The sequence below is a fragment of the Arthrobacter sp. Rue61a genome (genome assembly GCF_000294695.2).
GTDB lineage: Bacteria > Actinomycetota > Actinomycetes > Actinomycetales > Micrococcaceae > Arthrobacter > Arthrobacter aurescens_A.
In genome coordinates this window covers 4419226-4437449 of the sequence record NC_018531.1, presented here as the reverse complement: position 1 = coordinate 4437449, position 18224 = coordinate 4419226, and the positions used below count along the sequence as shown (strand labels likewise).

Below are 18224 nucleotides of genomic sequence, written 5' to 3'. Positions count from 1 at the left end.
TACCGTGGTGTTTCCTGCGCGTAAGCGTCGGGAGAATTGCGGGCCCGGCCTCGCGACGTGCCGAAGCAGGCTCGCGGGGATCAGGGTTGGAGTGCCTCGCCCGTGGGGTCCTCGGCGGTTCGGTCTGCCAACGCCATGCCTCCGACAGGGATCTGGTCCCAGTGCAGCACCCGCCATCCGCCTTCGGGGTCCCCTTCCAGTGCCACGATCCCGGTGTTCGGGAGTTGATGCGTTTCGGCGAACACGGTATCGATGTCCGTTGCCCTGCGCCCGGCCCAGCAGCGGATCGCGGCACCATGGCTGACGATTGCCGCCGTCGAATGACCCGCTGCTGCGACTTTGTCAACGGAAGCATCGAACCTGGCGAAGAAGTCGTGCCCGCTGAACGCTCCCGGCATGCGCACATCCAAGTCTCCGTCTGTCCAAGCGAAGACCGTGCCCATGTAGCGGCGGTGGGATTCGTGGTCAGTTTTCTTCTCCAGTGCACCGGCCTCGATCTCATGGACACCCTCAAGGATTGTCGGCTCCAATCCTGTGGCCCGCGCCAAAGGAGCTACGGTCCGATGGGTGCGCAGCAGGGTTGAGGTGTACAGGGCTTCGATTGCCTCGTCGGCCAACGCCTCCGGAAGGGCGGCCGCCTGGCGTTCACCGAGTTCAGTCAGTCCCGGGCCCGGGAACGCGGTGTCCAACTGACCAGCCACATTGCCGGGCGTCTGTCCGTGCCTAATCAACAGGAGCTTCATGAGTGCTCCGCTCCTAACGTCGTAACCGTTTCGGTCTTACTGGCCTGCCGCGCTCCTGCCCGGTTACTCCCAGCCAACCAGCCGACTCAGCACCGGAACAGCCCGGTACACCGTGTCTCACGGGCCCCGTTGACCTGCTGGTAACAGCAACCGGGAAGGAACGCGCTTCTGTTCACCAGCCTAAACGCCGACTGCGGATTAACGCCGACGGCGGACCGGGGCACCCAGCCCTGGCCCGCCGTCGTTGAGCGTTCAGTAGTACAGCAGGTGATCCCTACTGCAGGTGGTCCACCAGTTTGTCCGCGATACCCGTGTACTTGCCCGGGGTCAGTGCGAGCAGGCGGGCTTCGGCGTCTGCGGAGAGGCCAAGGCCCTGTACGAATTCCTGCATGCGGGCGCCGTCCACGCGCTGGCCGCGGGTGAGGTCCTTGAGTCGCTCGTAGGGGTTTTCCATGCCTTCGACACCGGCAATTGCCTCGGCACGCATGACCATCTGTATGGCTTCGCCAAGGACTTCCCAGTTGGTGTTGAGGTCGCCCGCGAGGACTTCCTCCGCGACGTCGAGGGCTTTCAATCCCTTGGCTACGTTGGAGATAGCGAGCAGCGAGTGGCCGAAGGCGACCCCGATGTTTCGCTGGGAGGAGGAGTCCGTGAGGTCGCGCTGCCAGCGGGAGGTGACCAAGGTGGCACCCAGCGTGTCCAGGAGGCCGTTGGAGATCTCCAGGTTGGCTTCGGCGTTCTCGAAGCGGATCGGGTTGACCTTGTGCGGCATGGTGGAGGAACCCGTGGCCCCGGCAACCGGAATCTGGCGGAAGTAACCGATGGAGATGTAGCTCCAGATGTCAGTGCAGACGTTGTGCAGGATGCGGTTGAAGCGTGCGATGTCCGCGTACAGCTCGGCCTGCCAGTCGTGGCTCTCGATCTGCGTGGTGAGCGGGTTCCACGTGAGACCCAGGCCTTCCACGAAGGTCTTGGCGACTGCTTCCCAGTCGGCACCCGGGACTGAAGCCACGTGGGCTGCGTACGTTCCGGTGGCACCGTTGATCTTGCCGAGGTATTCAGTCTTGGCGATGCGCGCCAACTGGCGGTTCAAGCGGTGCGCGATAACAGCTAGTTCCTTGCCCAGTGTGGTGGGCGTAGCGGGCTGGCCGTGCGTACGGGACAGCATGGGCACGGAGCGGTTTGCTGCGGCCATGGCTTCGATCTGCTTCACGAGGGCGGCGGCGTTGGGCAGCCACACATCTTCCACTGCGCCCTTGATACCCACGGCGTAGGAGAGGTTGTTGATGTCCTCGGACGTGCAACCGAAGTGGACCAGAGCCGTGAGGTTCTCAATGCCGATGGCAGGCAGCCGGCGGCCGATGTAGTACTCAACAGCTTTGACGTCGTGGACGGTGACGGCTTCGATTTCGGCGAGTTCGCTAACGGACGCGGCATCGAATTCGGTAACGATGGCGCGCAGCTGGGCCACCTGTTCGTCGGACAGCGGGCCCGCTCCTGGCAAAACGGACTGGCTGGTCAGGTGGATGAGCCACTCAACTTCAACGTGAACGCGATCGCGGTTAAGTGCGGCCTCGGACAGGTAGTCCACGAGGGGCGCGACGGCGGCACGGTAGCGGCCGTCAAGGGGGCCAAGGGCGAGGGGTTCGGAAGCGAGGGACACGCGGAGGGATTCAGCCATGAGGTCTATTCTTTCATGTTCCGCGCGGGCCCATGGAGTCGATGACGAGGCTATGTGGACGGGCTAACGGGTTATCCACATAGCCGACGGCCGCGCTTCCTTTGGGTTCTTCTGCTCCGTAGCGTCTAGCCTACCCATCAGCAGAACAACCAATGGAGAACACAGACAATGAGCGTCGGCTTGATGCCTGCACCCAACCCGCCCACTTTTGATCCACTGGAGTGTGCTTCCCGAAGCCACGAAGTCCAGAGGCTGGCGTGGCGAATGCAATCGTGCGTGGACCAAGTGGACGCTATCCTTGCGTCCCTACGGAGAGCGCAGGTGGAGGATTGGCTTTCTCCCGCAGGGCGCGCCTACCGGACAACCCTTGCCCTGCACGCTTCAGCGCTGATGCGTGCGCGTGAGGTCGTGGAAGCCGCCGTTGCTTTGGTGCTCCGTCACTCCCAGAACGTCTCCGTTTCGGGCGAGAGAGGTCCATGATGGCTGATTCAGCTCCAGTGGGAGCCGGGGCAGCACCTCTGCCGCTGCCCCCGGCTCAGGACGGATCCCTATCCATCCGGGGCGGCGTGGGAGGGATCTCCTTTCAGCTCGAAGAACTGCTTCGAGGTGCCGGTCAGCTTGATGATTTGGTCCGGCAACTTCTTGGCATAGAGGAAGAGACCCGTCGCATTCAGGACGCCTTGGAGCCGTTCCTCTACGACTCCTATGACACAGGCTGCAGCGCCCTCAACGCTGTTGCCGAGGGTCGGAAGGAAGTGGGCCGGGTTCGCCAGGAATTGGTGGGGGTCAGCTCCGGCGTGCGAGCCAGCCACAGAGATTATGTGGAAGCCGAGGCCAGGAATTCCAGACCGCACGCATTGGGCCTCGATCAATATGTGCTCTCCGGCGCACATGGCATTTTCGCGCTGGGGCGGGACCTTACGGAGGAGAACTACAACCGCAGCATCCCCGACGGCTATGGGGTGGGAGACGTGGTGCACCACCTTCTTGATTCGCCACCAGTGGCCGTCTATCAGCCCCGCCCGGTGAGCATCGAAAAGATGGATGAAAGCGCCGAGGATTTGCAGCCGACTATGGCAGAAAGTCTCCGGCGCCTCGAGAAGCTTCACTCCCTTAACGACGGCGAGATTGAGGTCATTGGCTTTGAAACCAACGGCTCCGCTTCATGGATGGTGCTCATCCCGGGAACCCAGCTTGATTCACCCGGTACCAATCCCTTAGACGTCCAAGGAATTGGCGAGGCTGTGGGCTACGACTCCGAAGAAGTTGTGCCGGCCGTTGGCCAAGCACTCCGTGAGGCGGGTGCCGAAGCGGGTGACCAAGTGGTGGCTGTGGGACACAGCCAAGGCGGTATTCACGCCATGAACCTGAGCCGGAACAAAGCTTTTCTCAGTGAATTCGACCTCAAGTATGTGCTGACAGCGGGAGCCCCTGTTGGAAACATCACTCCTGAGCCCGGCATCAGCTCACTCCATCTGGAACACGTTCAGGACTGGGTCCCTGGCACGGACGGCCGGATGAACGCGGATACAAAAGACAGGGTGACCGTCACGCTGACCGATGAAGTCAAAACTCCAGAAGGGGAAGACCCCGGTATCGGGCCAGGACACGGTCAGGAGAACTATGCGAGAGGAGCCGAGCTGGTCGTTGCGAGCCGCGATCCATCTCTGGCGGCTTCGACAATGGCATTTACAGGAATAGTAGGTGCTGGCGGCGCGGCCAAAGTGACCAGGTTCAAACTGAAGCGTGATCCGTTGCCGGACCGTCGGGAAACGCTTCGGATTCCAAATCTTCCGGAGTCCAGGTCGTCGGCCGGCGCAAGGTGACTGCTACCGCTTGCGGGCACCTGGAATCAGGCCCGCCACCATGGAAATGATGCTGATGATGATCGAGGCCAGGATTGCTGTCCAGAAGAAGGAATCAATAGTGAGGTGCACAGGTGTGAACGTGCTCAGCCATGCAGTCAGGTACAGCATGGCTGCGTTGATCACTATGGTGAACAGGCCAAGCGTCAGGATGGTCACAGGAAGGGACAACAGCCTAACCAAGGGGCGGACGAAGGCATTGACCACTCCGAAGATCAGGCCGATGAACAGGTACGCCAGAATAATGCCGGCGGTGTCCGCGCCCTGGGTGAGTCCGGCGTTGGCTGCGGCTGACTGGGTGGCGCTGGTGGAAATATCCATGCCGTGCAGCAGCCAGGTTGCAACCCACAGGGCAAGCCCGTTGATAAGGACACGAATGATGAATGAACCCATGGGCCCATGCTTTCACACACGCCTGTTAAAGAGCTCGGTGTCAGCCGCGGATGGGCAAGTAGGCTTGAAACCATGACTACTACTGACAACGTACCGGAGGGCGTCATCCCCCGTCCGGTCGTGGACAGGCTCCCCAAATATGCGGCCGGTAAACCCCCGGCCGCGATTGAGGGCCTCACAAGCTACAAATTGTCGTCCAACGAAAACCCCTTGCCTCCGATTCCCGCAGTGTTGCAGGCAATCGCAGACCAGTCCGACATCAATCGGTACCCGGACCCATTGGCTACAAAACTTCGCAACGCGTTGGCTGGCTTCCTGGATGTTCCTGCTGACGATGTCGTCACCGGAGCCGGGAGCCTTGGGGCGCTGAACCAGATCCTGGCGACGTTCGCCGGGCAGAATGATGACGGCAAGCAGGACGAGGTGATCTACGCCTGGCGTTCCTTCGAGGCGTACCCCATCTGCGTGGGACTCGCTGGGGCAGCCAGTGTGCAAATCCCTTTGCTGCACGATGGGCGTCACGATCTCGAAACTATGGCTGCTGCAGTCACCGTGCGCACCAAGGTGATCCTCCTGTGCACGCCGAACAACCCCACCGGACCGATCCTCACGGCCGAGGAAACGGAACGCTTCATCCAAGCAGTGCCGCCCAACGTAGTGGTGGTCATCGATGAGGCGTACCAGGAGTTCGTTCGGGACGCCGACGCTGTGGATGGCATCAAGCTCTACCGCAAATACCCCAACGTGGTAGTGCTGAGGACCTTCTCCAAAGCGCACGGCCTGGCTGGTCTGCGCGTTGGCTACAGTGTCTCCGGTCCCTTGCTGACCCGGCACCTCCGCGTGACGGCCACTCCCTTTGCCGTTTCCCAAATTGCGGAACGTGCTGCGGTCACCTCCATCGAGAATTTCGATCAGGTTGTGGAAAGGGTACAAAGCTTGGTCGATGAACGGGACCGCGTGACGGCCGGCCTGAGAGCGTTGGGCTGGTTTGTTCCGGAGGCTCAAGGCAACTTCGTTTGGTTGAATCTCGGGGAGCACAGCGCGGAGTTTGCTGCCTTGGCGGCAGAACAGGCCTTGTCAGTCCGTGCCTTTGGAAACGAGGGTGTCCGGGTAAGTATCGGCGAGGTGGAAGCCAACACCCGGTTCCTGGATCTCTGTGCAGGTTATACAAAGGCTCCGCAAGGTTCCTAGCGGTTAACAAATGCGCCAACGCAACTTACTGCCGATAAAGTAAGGGACGAAAGCCAAAATATATGCCTGTTCCGGAATGCATTCCGGAACAGGCATATATCCCAGCGACAGACATTGCCCGGCGCCCCGCCACGGCAAGCAAGGAGACGGAATGGGCTCGACACAACTGCCCCCCGGGACGGAAGAAACTCTCGCGGCAACCACCGCGGCAGCAGCCGCGCCAGGCGAACCAGTAGAAATGGTGCAGTTGCTCGGACCTGACGGGACACTGGGTTCCGATCCTGTCTTCTCGGACTACGCCAAGCGGATTGATCCGGAGAAGCTCCGTGTTTTCTACACCGACATGGCCAGGATCCGGCGCTTTGACCAGGAAGCCACGGCACTGCAACGCCAAGGCGAGCTTGCCTTGTGGGTGCCGCTGACCGGGCAGGAGGCCGCGCAGATCGGTTCGGCCCACGCCAGCCAGTCCCAGGACTACATTTTCCCCACCTACCGCGAACACGGCGTCGCTCTGGTCCGCAACGTGGACCTTGCCGAGTTGCTCAAGCAGTTCCGTGGTGTCTCCAACGGTGGCTGGGACCCGCGGGAGAACAACTTCCACCTTTACACCTTGGTACTCGCAGCCCAGACTCTCCATGCCGTTGGCTATGCCATGGGTATCCAGAGGGACCAGAAGCTCGCCGCCGCTGATTCCACAGACCCCAAGGCCGCGGTGATCGCGTACTTCGGCGACGGTGCCAGCTCCGAAGGTGACGTCCATGAGTCCATGGTCTTCGCTGCGTCGTACAACGCTCCGGTTGTGTTCTTTTGCCAGAACAACCACTGGGCCATTTCGGTGCCCACCGAGGTCCAGACCAAGGTTCCGTTGGCCAACCGTGCCAAGGGCTACGGTTTCCCGGGTATCCGGGTGGACGGCAATGATGCCATAGCAGTCCACGCCGTTACGGAGTGGGCACTCGAACACGCCCGCGAGGGCCGGGGCCCTGTGCTCATTGAGGCCTACACCTACCGGGTAGGTGCACACACCACTGCCGATGACCCCACGAAGTACCGGGAATCCGCGGAAGAAGCTGCCTGGCGCGAAAAGGATCCGCTGGACCGCTTGGAGAAGTACCTGCGTACCGAAGGCCTGGCGGACGAGGCGTTCTTCGACCAAGTGAAGGCCGACGGCGATGAACTCGCCAAGTACGTCCGCAGCACAACACATGGCCTCGAGGTCCCGGATATCCGCGACGCTTTCGCCAGTGTGTACGCCGAACAACACCCGCTGATTGCGGAAGAACTTGCGTGGTTCGAGGAATACTCGGCCGGCTTCGAAAGCGACCAGGAGGCAGCTAACTGATGGCAACAATGACCATTGCGAAGGCCATCAATGAGGGTCTCCGGGCATCGCTGACGAACAACCCCAAGTCCTTGCTGATGGGCGAGGACATCGGACACCTGGGCGGTGTTTACCGTGTCACCGATGGCTTGATCAAAGAGTTCGGCGACGATCGCGTCGTTGACACCCCGTTGGCTGAATCGGGCATCGTCGGCACAGCCATTGGCTTGGCGCTGCGCGGATACTCGCCGGTGTGCGAGATCCAATTCGACGGCTTCGTTTACCCGGCCTTCAACCAGATCACCACCCAACTGGCCAAGATCCATGCCCGCAGCCTCGGCAAGTTGACCGTTCCGGTGGTCATCCGCATTCCGTACGGCGGCGGCATCGGCTCTATCGAGCATCACTCCGAGTCACCTGAAGCGCTGTTCGCCCACACTGCGGGTCTGCGCATCATTTCGCCGTCCAACGCCCATGACGCCTATTGGATGATCCAAAAGGCCATCGAGTGCCAGGACCCCGTCATCTTCTTCGAACCCAAGCGCCGATACTGGCTCAAGGGTGAAGTGGACGTGGATAATGCCGGTCTCTCCGAGGATCCCTTCAAAGCGCACGTTGTTCGTGAAGGTACGGATGCAACCATCGTGGCCTACGGCCCGCTGGTGCCGGTCGCATTGGCGGCCGCCAACGCCGCCACGGAGGACGGACGGAGCATTGAAGTCATCGATCTCCGTTCCATCTCACCTTTGGACTTCGACACCGTGGAAGCATCGGTCAAGAAGACAGGCCGCTTGATCGTGGCCCACGAGGCCCCCACTTTCGGCGGCATCGGCGGCGAGATCGCTGCACGCATCAGTGAACGGGCGTTCCTGCACTTGGAGGCTCCTGTCATTCGAGTTGGCGGCTTCCACATGCCATACCCCGTTGCCAAGGTGGAAGAGGACTACTTGCCGGACATCGACAAGATCCTTGAGGCGCTCGACCGCTCCTTGTCCTACTAGAACTGCCGGTTCCACCAGGACCGCCTGTTCACCGCCGTCCTACTAACCGCCCTGATCCAGCCCGGCTTCGCTGCCGGGTAACCGGAAATCGAGGACCACTGTGACTGTAAAGAAATTCAACCTGCCGGACGTTGGCGAAGGCCTGACCGAGGCCGAGGTAGTGGCTTGGAAGGTCAAGCCGGGGGACGTCGTTGCCATCAACGATGTCCTGTGCGAGATCGAGACCGCCAAGTCCCTCGTTGAGCTGCCCTCGCCTTTCGCAGGCACTGTCACAGAGCTGCTGGTGGAGGAAGGCATCACAGTGGAGGTCGGCACGGCGATCATCGCTGTTTCGGAAGGACAGGATGGGGATGCCGCACCCGTGACGCCGGTTGCCCCGGAGGCACCCGCCGTCGAGATGCCCCTCTACGGAAAGTTGCTGGTCGACGACGAAGGCGACGACAACCGTCCGGCAGGCGGCCCGTTGGTCGGTTCCGGGCCCAAGGCTGACGCCGTCAAACGCCGTGCGCGCAAACGCCCGGCTGGGCCGGTGGTTGAGGCAGCTACGGTCGAGGAGAACGCAGAAGGTACTGTCCAGGACCACCAAGCCGCACTGGAAGCCAAGGCAGCAGAAACTCCTGCTGCACACCGCACGACGGCGGCAGCCGCCGGCGTCGCGCCCGTCACCCAGACGCCTGCCGCTCAAGCGCAACCCGTCACAGCCGAAGCGCCGCAGGCTGCTGCCTCCCGCGGTGCCGCTATCAGCGGAACCATCAGTGGTCTGGTCAACAAGGTCCTTGCAAAACCTCCTGTGCGCAAATTCGCCCGCGATCTGGGAATCGACCTCGCTGATGTGGTGGCTACCGGCCAACGCGGTGAAGTGACCCGCGAGGACCTGGTGAGCTATCAGGCCCAACGTGATGCTGAGCATGACCAAGCGGACAGCTTCTGGGGGGCGTCCAAGAAGCCGCAGGATCAGCGCGTGGAGCGGATGCCGGTCAAGGGCGTGCGCAAGGCCACCGCCAAGGCCATGGTGGATTCAGCTTTCTCGGCTCCGCACGTCAGCATTTTCGTGGATGTGGATGCCAGCAGGACCATGGAGTTCGTCAAGCGGCTGAAGGTCTCACGCGACTTCGAAGGCATCAAGGTTTCGCCCCTGCTCATCTTGGCCAAAGCAGTGATTTGGGCCGCCGCACGCAACCCCAGCGTCAACGCGACGTGGGTGGACAACGCCGATGGTAAAGGCGGCGCGGAGATCCATGTGAAGCACTACATGAACCTGGGAATTGCCGCTGCAACTCCTCGCGGCCTCATGGTCCCCAACATCAAGGATGCCCAGGATCTGTCCCTGAAGGAATTGGCCTTGGCCCTCAATGAGCTGGCAACCAAGGCCAGGGCAGGGAAGACACAGCCGGCTGAGATGCAGGGTGGAAGCCTGACTGTCACCAACATCGGCGCACTCGGTATTGATACAGGAACGCCCATTATCAACCCGGGCGAAGTAGCCATCATTGCGTTCGGAACCATTAAGCAGAAGCCTTGGGTCTTGGACGGCGAGGTCATCCCGCGCTGGATCACTACTCTTGGCGGTTCCTTCGACCACCGCGTGGTGGACGGTGATTTGTCCGCGCGCTTCATGGCGGACGTGGCCTCCATTCTCGAAGAACCGGCTCTCCTGCTTGACTGACGAGAATGCCCGGTCCGGCCCAGGCAGCGGGACAGCAAGAGGCACCGGAACAGCAACCGGGTGCGGAACTGCAACAGAGGAAACAGGCCAAACAGGCCACGTTCCCCCTCAACTGGTGACAGGGCCGTGGCGCAGGGTTGCCCGAGTGCTGACGGAAGTTTTCCAGCCACCCGTTGTTGTGTTGGCCCTTCTGCTGATCAGCCCTGCGACGGAACCCGGGTTCCCGGGCACCCTATGGTTCGGGCTGCTCGCGGCGATGTTCGTCTGCGTACTTCCGCTGGCGTATGTCCTGGTGATGGTGAAGCTGGGAAGGATCACGGACCACCATGTCAGTGACCGCCGTCAGCGGCCCGCGCTGCTTCTGATGACGCTGGTGTCAGTGCTGGTTGGTTTGCTCGTGCTGCACTTGCTCAGTGGTCCAGTGGGTGTCACGGTGATGATCATCGCGCTCATAGGCGGGATCGGGATACTGGCAGTTGTCAGCGCGTTCTGGAAAATGAGCGGGCATGCCTCGGCGCTTTCGGCTGCAGTGGTCATAGCCATCCTCATGTTCGGGCCAGCTTGGCTCCCTCTGCTACTTCTCGTGCCGGCTGTTGGCTGGTCGCGGCTGGTCCTGCGGGCCCATACCCTGGCCCAGGTCATTGCAGGCTCGTTGTTTGGAGGCGTTGTGATCGCAGGCCTGTGGTGGCTGCTGCGGGAGTGGATGCTCTAGCCGCCGTCCGATCAAGCTTGGAGGGCCACAGCTCTGCCACCCCGCACCACCCTCAGTGGAGCGGATCGGTCAACTACCAGCTCCGGGATGGAGTTCGCAGCGAATTCGAGCCGGTCAACGGATTCCGGGCCGGAGAAGTTCTTCACCTCGGCTGATCCAATGAGCTCTGCACCAGCTGATGTGGCAAGCCGGAAGCAGCGCTCCAACTCCGCATCGGTGGAGGCTCCTGTGCGGTAACCCAGCAGGTGCGCGCGATCCATCATGCTGCCGGTGCCGAACGGAGACCAGGCATCGCGGACTCCGTCTGAGCCGAGGGCAACCTTGACCCCATGTTTTTCAAAAAGGTCTAGATCCGGTACGGGATCGGCTCCAAGGGCGCAGGTAGCCATCCAGATTCCTGCCTCGGCCATGGCGTCCAACGTAGAGCCAAGATCGGGATGTGAGGCATCGCAGAGAGCAAAACCGTGCCCGATAGTGACTCTCCCTTGCATGCCTTCGGCCACGGTGCGTTCAGCGATGACACTCAGCTGCGCCAAGCCGTCCGCACCGAGGTCGTGCAGGTGGATGTCCACGTCCCTGCCGTGCTTGTTGGCCAGCGCATAGACGGCATCCAGATGTCCATGCAGGTCGCCGTCCACCGACTCCGGATCGATCCCACCCACGAGGTCTGCCCCTTCCGCCAGGGAAGCCTCCATGAGGTCAAGTGTGCCGGGGTTGCTCAGCAGGCCGAACTGCGGGAATGCGACCACCTGGACCTGCAGGAACGGAGCCAAACGCTCAGCGGCTGCACGAACACCGTGCATGTTCCTGAGGCCTATTTGCGGTCCCACATCCACGTGCGCCCGCATGGCCATGGTCCCGTTGAGGACGGCATGGCTCATCAAGGCATAAGCTCGGTCCTCGACGCTGTCCTGAAACGCGAGCTGTGCCCGGAGATCGTTCCCTATGAGGTCCGTCAGTGTTTGCGCTGGTACGCGGGACATCCAGCCGGAGCCCCAGGTGGTTTTGTCCGGGTGGATGTGCACGTCGACGAAACCAGGCGTGATCATGAGACCCCGTCCATAGGGAGGCTCGCCCCTACTGCTGATTTTTAACTCTGGTGCAGTCATCGGAGTCCTTTCGCTGTACTAATTATAGGTATACCAAACATTCAGCCCCCAGAGAAGTTTCCACCACGGGCCCTGCAATCTAGCCAAGCATGATCGCGGGGAGTCGTCATTCAAGAACTTTTGGGATACCAAAGCTATACATGGACCATGCGGCGACTTACTCTAATGAACAACATTCATTTATGTGACCCGCATCGCATCGAGGAGAACCCATGACCATCACTGGAAGAAGCACAATGGATGGCCCGGCAGCGGTCCCTACGCTCAGACGCGTTCTGGGCCTACCGTCGCTCATCGCGTTTGGCCTGACCTCTATGGGCATCCTGTCCGTGGTGGCGGTCTACGGTGCGGGGACCGAGATCAGCGACGGGCACCTACCGGCCGCTTACGTCGCTGCGCTGGTGGCGATGCTGTTCACCGCGCATAGTTATGGCCAGATGGCCAGGCACGTCCCCGTAACCGGTGGAGCTTACGCCTACGCCTCCCGTGCGTTCGGAAGCCCAGTGGGGTTCCTGGTGGGTTGGGCCATGATGCTGGACTATTTGTTCCTGCCGATGGTGAACTTCCTGCTCTTCGGCCTGTACCTCAATAGCCTGGTGCCCGTCATAGCGCCGCAGCTCGCCGTCCTGCTTTGCCTTTTGGTGGTGGGGCTCTTCAGCGTGATCGGCGTTGCATGGATCAAGAAGATGAACATCGTGGTGGTGGCGGCCTCGGTTCTGGTGATTCTGGTGTTCCTTGTCCTGGCTGTGGTTAACGCCCCGGACCTGTCCTTCGACAATCTTGCCCGGCCTCTGACCCTGGGGGAGGGTGGGATTGCGCCGGTGATGGCGGCCGCGGCCATTGTGGCCTTCGCCTTCCTGGGATTCGATGGCGTGTCCACCCTTTCCGAAGAGACACGCAATCCGCAGCGCGATGTGCCGCGGGGCATCATCCTGTCCACGCTGTTTGCTGGCCTGGGATACACCCTGTTTTCCGTGGCCGGTAGTCTCATCGCTCCCGAGTGGAGGTCAATCGAGAACCTCGATGCTGCGGGGACCGAACTCATGCAGCGCGCCGGAGGCGATGTGCTCATGGTGGTATTCGTGATCGTGAACCTTGGCGGGTTGGTCCTTTGCGGTACTGCTGCCCAGATGAGCGTCAGTCGCGTCATCTACGCCATGGGCAGGGACGGGATCCTGCCCGCGGCCTTGGCAAGGCTGCACCCACGGTTCCGAACCCCATACTTCGCGGCAACGCTTGTCTCCGCGGTGTCCTTGATCGCCCTTGTCATCACGCTGGAACAGGCGGTGTACATGATCAACTTCGGAGCTCTGGTGGCCTTCGCCGTGGTGAACCTGGCAACCATCAAGGTGGTCTTTTTTGACCTGCGGAAGCGGGGAACAGCGGGGACCATGCGCAACTTGGTCATGCCGGTGCTGGGTTTTGCCTTCATCGCCTGGCTTTGGACTTCGCTGGCCTGGTTCACGTACCTGCTGGGCGCCGCGTGGCTTGCAGTAGGAGCCGTTATTTTCCTGGTGCGCAGGCGGAAGTCGGGAGGGCAGGTAGCTCTCACGTTCGACGACGGCTTGGTCGCCGATGAGGATGCGCTCCCCGCGGGGCCTAAACCGTAGGAACGGGAAGGCGCTAGAAGGCCGGGTAGCTGACCAGCAGTGCCTGAAGTTCCGTCGTGGACATGTTGTTTGCCATCTCGACACTGATGCCCATCGCGATGGCGGCAACGGTGACCATGGCAACGCAGGCCAAGGAGAGGAAGCGCCAATCCTTGCGGAAAACGCTGCTGATGGTCTCCGGCATATCAAGGCCGGGAGTGATCATGTTGGGGGCGCTGTCCCAGGAGCCGTCGTCGAGCATGGCGATGATGCGATCGTTGGTTCGGTCGTAGCGCATGGTGCTGATGTGGTTGCCGTGGCGGGCAAGCAGGATGTCGTGTCCCACGCGCTGGCGCGGCTGCAAAGTAAGCAAGAAGATGATCCCCTGAAGTCAGTAAATGGAGGTGGCACGCGCCATTGGGGGCATCTCGATTTTATAACGATGACTTCCGGGGTTTGGCTCAAATTACGCCAATCGCCGGGTGAGGCTCCCCACCCGGCGACGTGATTCAGCTCGCGTTACGGCTGGTCGGTCTTGGCGATGTACACGTCGCAGGGTGCGGTGTGTGCAACGGTGTTGGCTACGCTCCCGAGGACGCGACCCAGGCCCTGCATCCGACGGTTCCCCACCACGATCAGGCGGGCATCCTGTACTTCAGCTTCCTTGACCAAAGCTTCACCCGGTTTGCCGCGGGCCGCGGAGTAGGTGATCTCGAGGCGGTCATCTGCCAGGCGCTCGGATACGGCACGGGCCACAGCCTCAGCTTCGGCGGCGTCGGAGACAATCCACTTATCGGTGCCGATCTCAACAACCTCTGTTCGGTTGCTGTCGAAAGCGCTGACCACTCGAAGGCTGGCGCCGAGGCCGATTGCCAACTGCTGGGCAGTCTGCGCCGCCCTCATCGCCGTTTCGCTGCCGTCTACTCCGACGATCACAACTCCGGTCATTGTGGTGCTCCTTCATTGGTAGCTTCAATGGCATCCGCCAGGACAGGGGCCAATCGGCGGACACCTTCCGCTATCGTATCCGGCGGCACCGCGCTGAAGGCGAGACGCAGCTTGTTGGAGGGGCCGTCGGCAGGGGAGAAGGCTGCCCCTGGGATGAAGACGACGCCGGCATCGATGGCTTTCCCGAGCAGGGGATAGGTGTCCACGCCTTCAGGCAGCGTGACCCAAACAAAGAAGCCACCGTCCGGGCGTGTCCATGTGAGGCCCGCAGGCATGTGCTCCTCCAGTGCGGAAAGGAGTGCTTTGCAGCGTTCCGCGTAGAGCGCCCGGTAGGTGTCGATCTGCCCTTCCCAGTCGTACTCACGCAGGTATGCCGAGACGAGCATTTGGTTCAGCGGCGGCGGGCAGAGGGTGACGGCCTCGGAGGCCAAGTAGAAACGACGCTGCAGGTGGGCGGGAACCAGGGCCCAGCCAATGCGCAGTCCGGGGGCAAAAATTTTGGAGAATGAGCCAAGGTAGATGACGTCGTCCGGGTTGGCGGCGCGCATCGGCGCGATGGGGTGGCCGTCGAACCGCAGGAGTCCGTAGGGATTGTCCTCCAGGACAATGATATTTGCCTCACGGCATATATCGACGATCCGTTGCCTGCGTTCCGCGGCCAGGGTGATCCCGGAAGGGTTGTTGAAGTTGGGGATCGTGTAGAGGAACTTGATGTTCTTTCCCTCGGACTGGAGTGCCGCGATCCTGGCTTCAAGCAGCTCGGGTACCAGGCCGTCGTCGTCCATTTCCACAGGTTCCACCTGCACTTGGTACGCCTCGAACGTGTTCAGGGCGCCCACGTACGTGGGGTTCTCCACCAGGACAACATCGCCGGGGTTGCAGAAGACCTTGGTGGCGACATCCTGTGCGGACTGCGATCCCGCGGTGATGACGACGTTTTCGGGGAGCGCGTCCGTGATTCCCTCGGCTGCCATGATCTGGCAGATCTGCTGGCGGAGTTCTTCGGTGCCTTGGCCGCCACCGTACTGCAGGGCAGTCATGCCCTCTTCTGCGATGATCCGGGCAGCGGTCTGGCCCAGCTTCTCCAGCGGCAGCGACTGCAGGTAGGGGTTGCCTCCAGCGAGGGAGACAAGGCCCGGCTGCATGGAGATGTCGAAGACATCCCGGACTGCGGACTGCTTGATGTTGGCGGCCCGCGCGGAGAACAATTGCTCGTGCGGGTGGGCGGCCGTGGCGGCCCGCTCAATGGCGTCGATGGCTTCAGCGGGCAGCGTTGCGCTGGCATCCAATGTTTCGTGGGTCACAGTGACAGGATACTCCTCGATGTTGCTAAAGAGGCAACAGTTGTTTTCGAATCGTCCCATTTTCGCAGGCCAAGCTTTACGCCGGGATCGGGAAGGGCTGGAATGTAGCTATGACAGCGCACCGGGGACCCGTGACCAAGGCCGAGAACTTCCACAAACTTCACGACGCCGGGCCAACGCCTCTGGTGTTGGTGAACGTCTGGGACGCGGCTTCCGCCCGCGTTGTGGAGGAGGCAGGTGCGACGGCGATTGCCACCTCCAGCTCGGCCGTCTCCTGGAGCCTGGGGTTCCGGGACGGGGACCACGTGCCGTGGGGCTTGGCAATGGCCGCGCTCGGTCGAGTGGTTGGGGCTACCCGGTTGCCGGTGTCGGCAGACATCGAGACGGGCTACGGACGCACCGATGACGAACTCCGCGCCACTGTCCACGCCGTCCTGGACGCGGGCGCTGTGGGGATCAACATTGAAGACTCCGCCGTGGAGCCGCTGACTGACATCGCGGAACAGTCACGCCGCCTTGCCTTGATCCGTGCTGTTGCGGACGATCGCGGTATACCGCTGTTCATCAACGCCCGCACGGACACCTACCTGTCAGGTCAGTTCCCCGACGCGGCCTTTGACGAGACCTTGCGGCGCGCCGAGGCCTACCTGACTGCGGGCGCGGACGGAGTCTTTGTACCCGGCGTCGTGGATTTGCATGCCCTGCATGAGCTGTCCAGCCGGATTCCGGCGCCGCTCAACGCTTTGGCGGGCGTCGGAGATCCCTCGCCCTTGGAACTGCACGACGCCGGGGTTCGTCGCGTCAGCATCGGCGGGAACGCAGCCAAGGCGGCCTACGCCAAGGTGGCCCGGGTGGCTAAGGAAATCCTGGACGATGGCAATTGGGCGGGCTTGGCCGGGACGCGCAGCCACGATGAGATGGACTCGCTGTTCGCCCCGGGGCCCAAATACAGCTTGTGAGCCCGGTACAGCTTGTGAGGTAGCTGAAAGGCTCGACGGCGGCACTCGGCTTTAATGTCGGACCTCGCCGATAGCGTGGGTCACGGAAGACGAGGGGAGGGTCCATGGCACGGCGCAGTGTGCAGTTCTGGCGGATCGAGCAGCTGAACGGTGACGGGCTCAGCCGGCCATTTCCGGCGCGCCGCGTGGCCGAGGTGCTGAAGAAGGCCCAGGATGCCGGGACGGACCGGCACTTCACTAGTGTTGACGGCACAGTGTTGCTCGCGCAGGCTGTGGCGTCGTCGCCGCACCCCGTGCTGCTCTTGGACAGGGTACGGGACACCAATCTTCCGAGTGTGGGAGATGCGCTCGGGCGGCGGAAGCCTCTGCCGTTGGCCCCGGGTGACCATCTGCTGGAGACCACCTACTTTGCCTTCCTGAAGAGGAATGTCATCGCTGTGCTGACCAGCGGCAACGGCCCCCGCGCGTCCAGGATGGGCGAGTATCTCGAGGGAATGCTGGGGCTTGAGCCAGCCCAGGTGCCGGTGGTCCGCGAGGATATCGAGGAAATCCTCACCCGACTGGAGGTGAGCCGTTTCGAGTTCGCCCTTCCCGCCGAACGTCTGTCCGGGAAGCTCATGGAGGGCGAGTGGGCTGATGTCCTGGACAGCGCGTCGCGCCTCATGAATGAGGGTACATTCCGTATTTCCTTGAGCGTGGGCAGGTCCGGCAAGGCAGAGGACAAACAGCGGATCCGTGACCGCATTCAACAGCTGATCGACCTCTTCCGCAGGGCCGGGTCCGTGGAACATTTCGATTATGTTGTGGCGGAGGGCAAGGACTCCCTGACGGGGGACCGTGAGGTGGTGGACCTGCTGAAGGAGCGGTTCATCTCGCACATCGAAGTAGATCCGGACGTCTTCAATGATCCTCAGAAGTCCACCGCTGAGGCTATCGCCATCCTCAATAAACAGGCCAGGGACAACGAGGCATTTTTCGCGAGGACATTGCCGGACATCAAGGGCTCGGCTGATTCAGGTTTGGTGCCGGACATCGTTGCGGGTGGAATGGCCACTGTTCGGGCAGCTTTGGCGGCCGCGGTGGAGAGCGCTGAAAAGGGCGGTCACGTAGCGGCTAGTCCGGAAGCAGCCAGGCACGTACCAGCCAGTCACGCACCAGGGGAGAACCAAGGCGGTGCGGATCATGAGCTTGTACGAGGTTGACGTCGAGCGAACCGGCCGCCGCAGGACTTTGTGGCGTTGGTTTCTGTTGCACCCCAGCGCTGACTTCGGATGGGCTGCACTGGCCGTGCTGCTGTGGCTGGGAATCGCCCTGCTTGCGCGTCAACCATTGATGCTGGAGAACGTGGACCCCGGCGCCCGGCGTACCCTCTTCCAAACGCTCGCGACCCTGGCAGGGGCTACGGCTGGCCTGACCCTCACCAGTGTTTCCATGCTGATCAACGTGCTGGGAAAGAAAGCTGCACCGGGTCAGCGCGAACTTCCCTTGGAGAAACTATCCGCTACCCACCGGCGTCAGATCGGCGAGGTGTTCCTGTTTGCCATCCCTGGGCTGGGCCTGCTGGTGGTTGCTGCCCTGGTCACGGTGATCCTCGAAGGAGACGCCGTCACGGGCCTGTGGATCCCTCAGGCGCTGGTCTTCGTGCTGGCCTTCGCTTCAGTTCTTGCCCTGCTGCGTGTGGCGTGGGCACTGCGGAGGGTGCTGGCTATCGCAACGGCGTAGCCACTCCCTGAAGAACGGCA

The 18224-nt window shown here is 61.9% G+C and carries 17 protein-coding genes; 10 read left to right on the top strand and 7 right to left on the bottom strand.

Annotated features, from left to right (window positions below; all coding sequences use genetic code 11):
* Positions 1-80: 80 nt before the first annotated feature.
* Together ARUE_RS20225 and purB are read right to left on the bottom strand one after the other, a co-directional pair.
* Positions 81-743 (bottom strand): histidine phosphatase family protein, encoded by a 663-nt coding sequence (locus tag ARUE_RS20225; RefSeq protein ID WP_011776500.1) that lies wholly within the window; start codon positions 741-743, stop codon positions 81-83.
* A gap of 274 nt (positions 744-1017) precedes the next feature.
* Positions 1018-2424 (bottom strand): adenylosuccinate lyase, encoded by a 1407-nt coding sequence (purB, locus tag ARUE_RS20220; protein ID WP_014923116.1) that lies wholly within the window; start codon positions 2422-2424, stop codon positions 1018-1020.
* Positions 2425-2900: 476 nt separating this feature from the next.
* Here purB and ARUE_RS20210 point away from each other — a divergent pair, with 476 nt between their 5' ends.
* Positions 2901-4250: an alpha/beta hydrolase family protein gene (locus tag ARUE_RS20210; protein WP_014923115.1), complete on the top strand. Its 1350-nt coding sequence runs from the start codon at positions 2901-2903 to the stop codon at positions 4248-4250.
* Between the two features lie 3 nt (positions 4251-4253).
* Here ARUE_RS20210 and ARUE_RS20205 read toward each other — a convergent pair whose 3' ends face one another.
* The gene (locus ARUE_RS20205; protein WP_014923114.1) at positions 4254-4682 is read right to left on the bottom strand and encodes a phage holin family protein; all 429 of its coding nucleotides are present in this window, start codon (positions 4680-4682) and stop codon (positions 4254-4256) included.
* Between the two features lie 72 nt (positions 4683-4754).
* On the opposite strand from ARUE_RS20205, the gene ARUE_RS20200 reads away from it, so the two are divergent.
* The 5 genes from ARUE_RS20200 (at position 4755) to ARUE_RS20180 (ending at position 10573) form a co-directional block, all read left to right on the top strand.
* Complete coding sequence (locus ARUE_RS20200) at positions 4755-5873, top strand: histidinol-phosphate transaminase (RefSeq protein WP_187329905.1); 1119 nt, start codon at positions 4755-4757, stop codon at positions 5871-5873.
* A gap of 151 nt (positions 5874-6024) precedes the next feature.
* Positions 6025-7215: a pyruvate dehydrogenase (acetyl-transferring) E1 component subunit alpha gene (pdhA, locus tag ARUE_RS20195; RefSeq protein ID WP_011776495.1), complete on the top strand. Its 1191-nt coding sequence runs from the start codon at positions 6025-6027 to the stop codon at positions 7213-7215.
* A complete protein-coding gene (locus ARUE_RS20190; RefSeq protein WP_011776494.1) occupies positions 7215-8195 on the top strand; it encodes an alpha-ketoacid dehydrogenase subunit beta in 981 nt (326 codons plus the stop codon). The genes pdhA and ARUE_RS20190 overlap by 1 nt, the downstream gene beginning before the upstream one ends.
* A gap of 100 nt (positions 8196-8295) precedes the next feature.
* The gene (locus tag ARUE_RS20185; protein ID WP_011776493.1) at positions 8296-9861 is read left to right on the top strand and encodes a dihydrolipoamide acetyltransferase family protein; all 1566 of its coding nucleotides are present in this window, start codon (positions 8296-8298) and stop codon (positions 9859-9861) included.
* A gap of 115 nt (positions 9862-9976) precedes the next feature.
* Positions 9977-10573, top strand: a complete 597-nt coding sequence (locus ARUE_RS20180) for a phosphatase PAP2 family protein (RefSeq protein WP_014923111.1) — start codon at positions 9977-9979, stop codon at positions 10571-10573.
* Positions 10574-10584: 11 nt separating this feature from the next.
* On the opposite strand, the gene ARUE_RS20175 is transcribed toward ARUE_RS20180, so the two are convergent.
* Positions 10585-11622 carry an amidohydrolase family protein gene (locus tag ARUE_RS20175; protein WP_014923110.1) on the bottom strand — a complete coding sequence of 346 codons (1038 nt, stop codon included), beginning with the start codon at positions 11620-11622 and terminating at the stop codon, positions 10585-10587.
* Between the two features lie 272 nt (positions 11623-11894).
* Between ARUE_RS20175 and ARUE_RS20170 the strand changes: the two genes are divergently transcribed.
* Positions 11895-13292, top strand: coding sequence for an APC family permease (locus tag ARUE_RS20170; RefSeq protein ID WP_014923109.1), 1398 nt, complete (start codon positions 11895-11897; stop codon positions 13290-13292).
* 13 nt (positions 13293-13305) lie between these two features.
* On the opposite strand, the gene ARUE_RS20165 is transcribed toward ARUE_RS20170, so the two are convergent.
* The 3 genes from ARUE_RS20165 to ARUE_RS20155 form a co-directional block, all read right to left on the bottom strand.
* A complete protein-coding gene (locus tag ARUE_RS20165) occupies positions 13306-13617 on the bottom strand; it encodes a hypothetical protein (protein ID WP_014923108.1) in 312 nt (103 codons plus the stop codon).
* Between the two features lie 173 nt (positions 13618-13790).
* Complete coding sequence (locus ARUE_RS20160; protein WP_014923107.1) at positions 13791-14219, bottom strand: universal stress protein; 429 nt, start codon at positions 14217-14219, stop codon at positions 13791-13793.
* A complete protein-coding gene (locus ARUE_RS20155) occupies positions 14216-15523 on the bottom strand; it encodes an aminotransferase-like domain-containing protein (RefSeq protein WP_043470801.1) in 1308 nt (435 codons plus the stop codon). The genes ARUE_RS20160 and ARUE_RS20155 overlap by 4 nt, the downstream gene beginning before the upstream one ends.
* Before the next feature lie 110 nt (positions 15524-15633).
* Here ARUE_RS20155 and ARUE_RS20150 point away from each other — a divergent pair, with 110 nt between their 5' ends.
* From ARUE_RS20150 to ARUE_RS20140, 3 genes are all read left to right on the top strand, one after another.
* Complete coding sequence (locus tag ARUE_RS20150; RefSeq protein ID WP_043470799.1) at positions 15634-16482, top strand: isocitrate lyase/PEP mutase family protein; 849 nt, start codon at positions 15634-15636, stop codon at positions 16480-16482.
* A gap of 104 nt (positions 16483-16586) precedes the next feature.
* Entirely contained in the window at positions 16587-17684 is a 1098-nt protein-coding gene (locus ARUE_RS20145; RefSeq protein ID WP_043470797.1) for a hypothetical protein, read from the top strand.
* Positions 17665-18204, top strand: a complete 540-nt coding sequence (locus tag ARUE_RS20140) for a hypothetical protein (protein ID WP_014923104.1) — start codon at positions 17665-17667, stop codon at positions 18202-18204. Before ARUE_RS20145 ends, ARUE_RS20140 begins: the two co-directional genes overlap by 20 nt.
* Positions 18205-18224 lie beyond the last annotated feature (20 nt).

Coding starts and splice junctions, on each gene's coding strand:
- ARUE_RS20225 (WP_011776500.1), bottom strand. CDS start 743: ATGAAGCTCCTGTTGATTAGGCACGGACAGACGCCCGGCAATGTGGCT.
- purB (WP_014923116.1), bottom strand. CDS start 2,424: ATGGCTGAATCCCTCCGCGTGTCCCTCGCTTCCGAACCCCTCGCCCTT.
- ARUE_RS20210 (WP_014923115.1), top strand. CDS start 2,901: ATGATGGCTGATTCAGCTCCAGTGGGAGCCGGGGCAGCACCTCTGCCG.
- ARUE_RS20205 (WP_014923114.1), bottom strand. CDS start 4,682: ATGGGTTCATTCATCATTCGTGTCCTTATCAACGGGCTTGCCCTGTGG.
- ARUE_RS20200 (WP_187329905.1), top strand. CDS start 4,755: ATGACTACTACTGACAACGTACCGGAGGGCGTCATCCCCCGTCCGGTC.
- pdhA (WP_011776495.1), top strand. CDS start 6,025: ATGGGCTCGACACAACTGCCCCCCGGGACGGAAGAAACTCTCGCGGCA.
- ARUE_RS20190 (WP_011776494.1), top strand. CDS start 7,215: ATGGCAACAATGACCATTGCGAAGGCCATCAATGAGGGTCTCCGGGCA.
- ARUE_RS20175 (WP_014923110.1), bottom strand. CDS start 11,622: ATGATCACGCCTGGTTTCGTCGACGTGCACATCCACCCGGACAAAACC.
- ARUE_RS20170 (WP_014923109.1), top strand. CDS start 11,895: ATGACCATCACTGGAAGAAGCACAATGGATGGCCCGGCAGCGGTCCCT.
- ARUE_RS20160 (WP_014923107.1), bottom strand. CDS start 14,219: ATGACCGGAGTTGTGATCGTCGGAGTAGACGGCAGCGAAACGGCGATG.
- ARUE_RS20150 (WP_043470799.1), top strand. CDS start 15,634: ATGACAGCGCACCGGGGACCCGTGACCAAGGCCGAGAACTTCCACAAA.
- ARUE_RS20145 (WP_043470797.1), top strand. CDS start 16,587: ATGGCACGGCGCAGTGTGCAGTTCTGGCGGATCGAGCAGCTGAACGGT.
- ARUE_RS20140 (WP_014923104.1), top strand. CDS start 17,665: ATGAGCTTGTACGAGGTTGACGTCGAGCGAACCGGCCGCCGCAGGACT.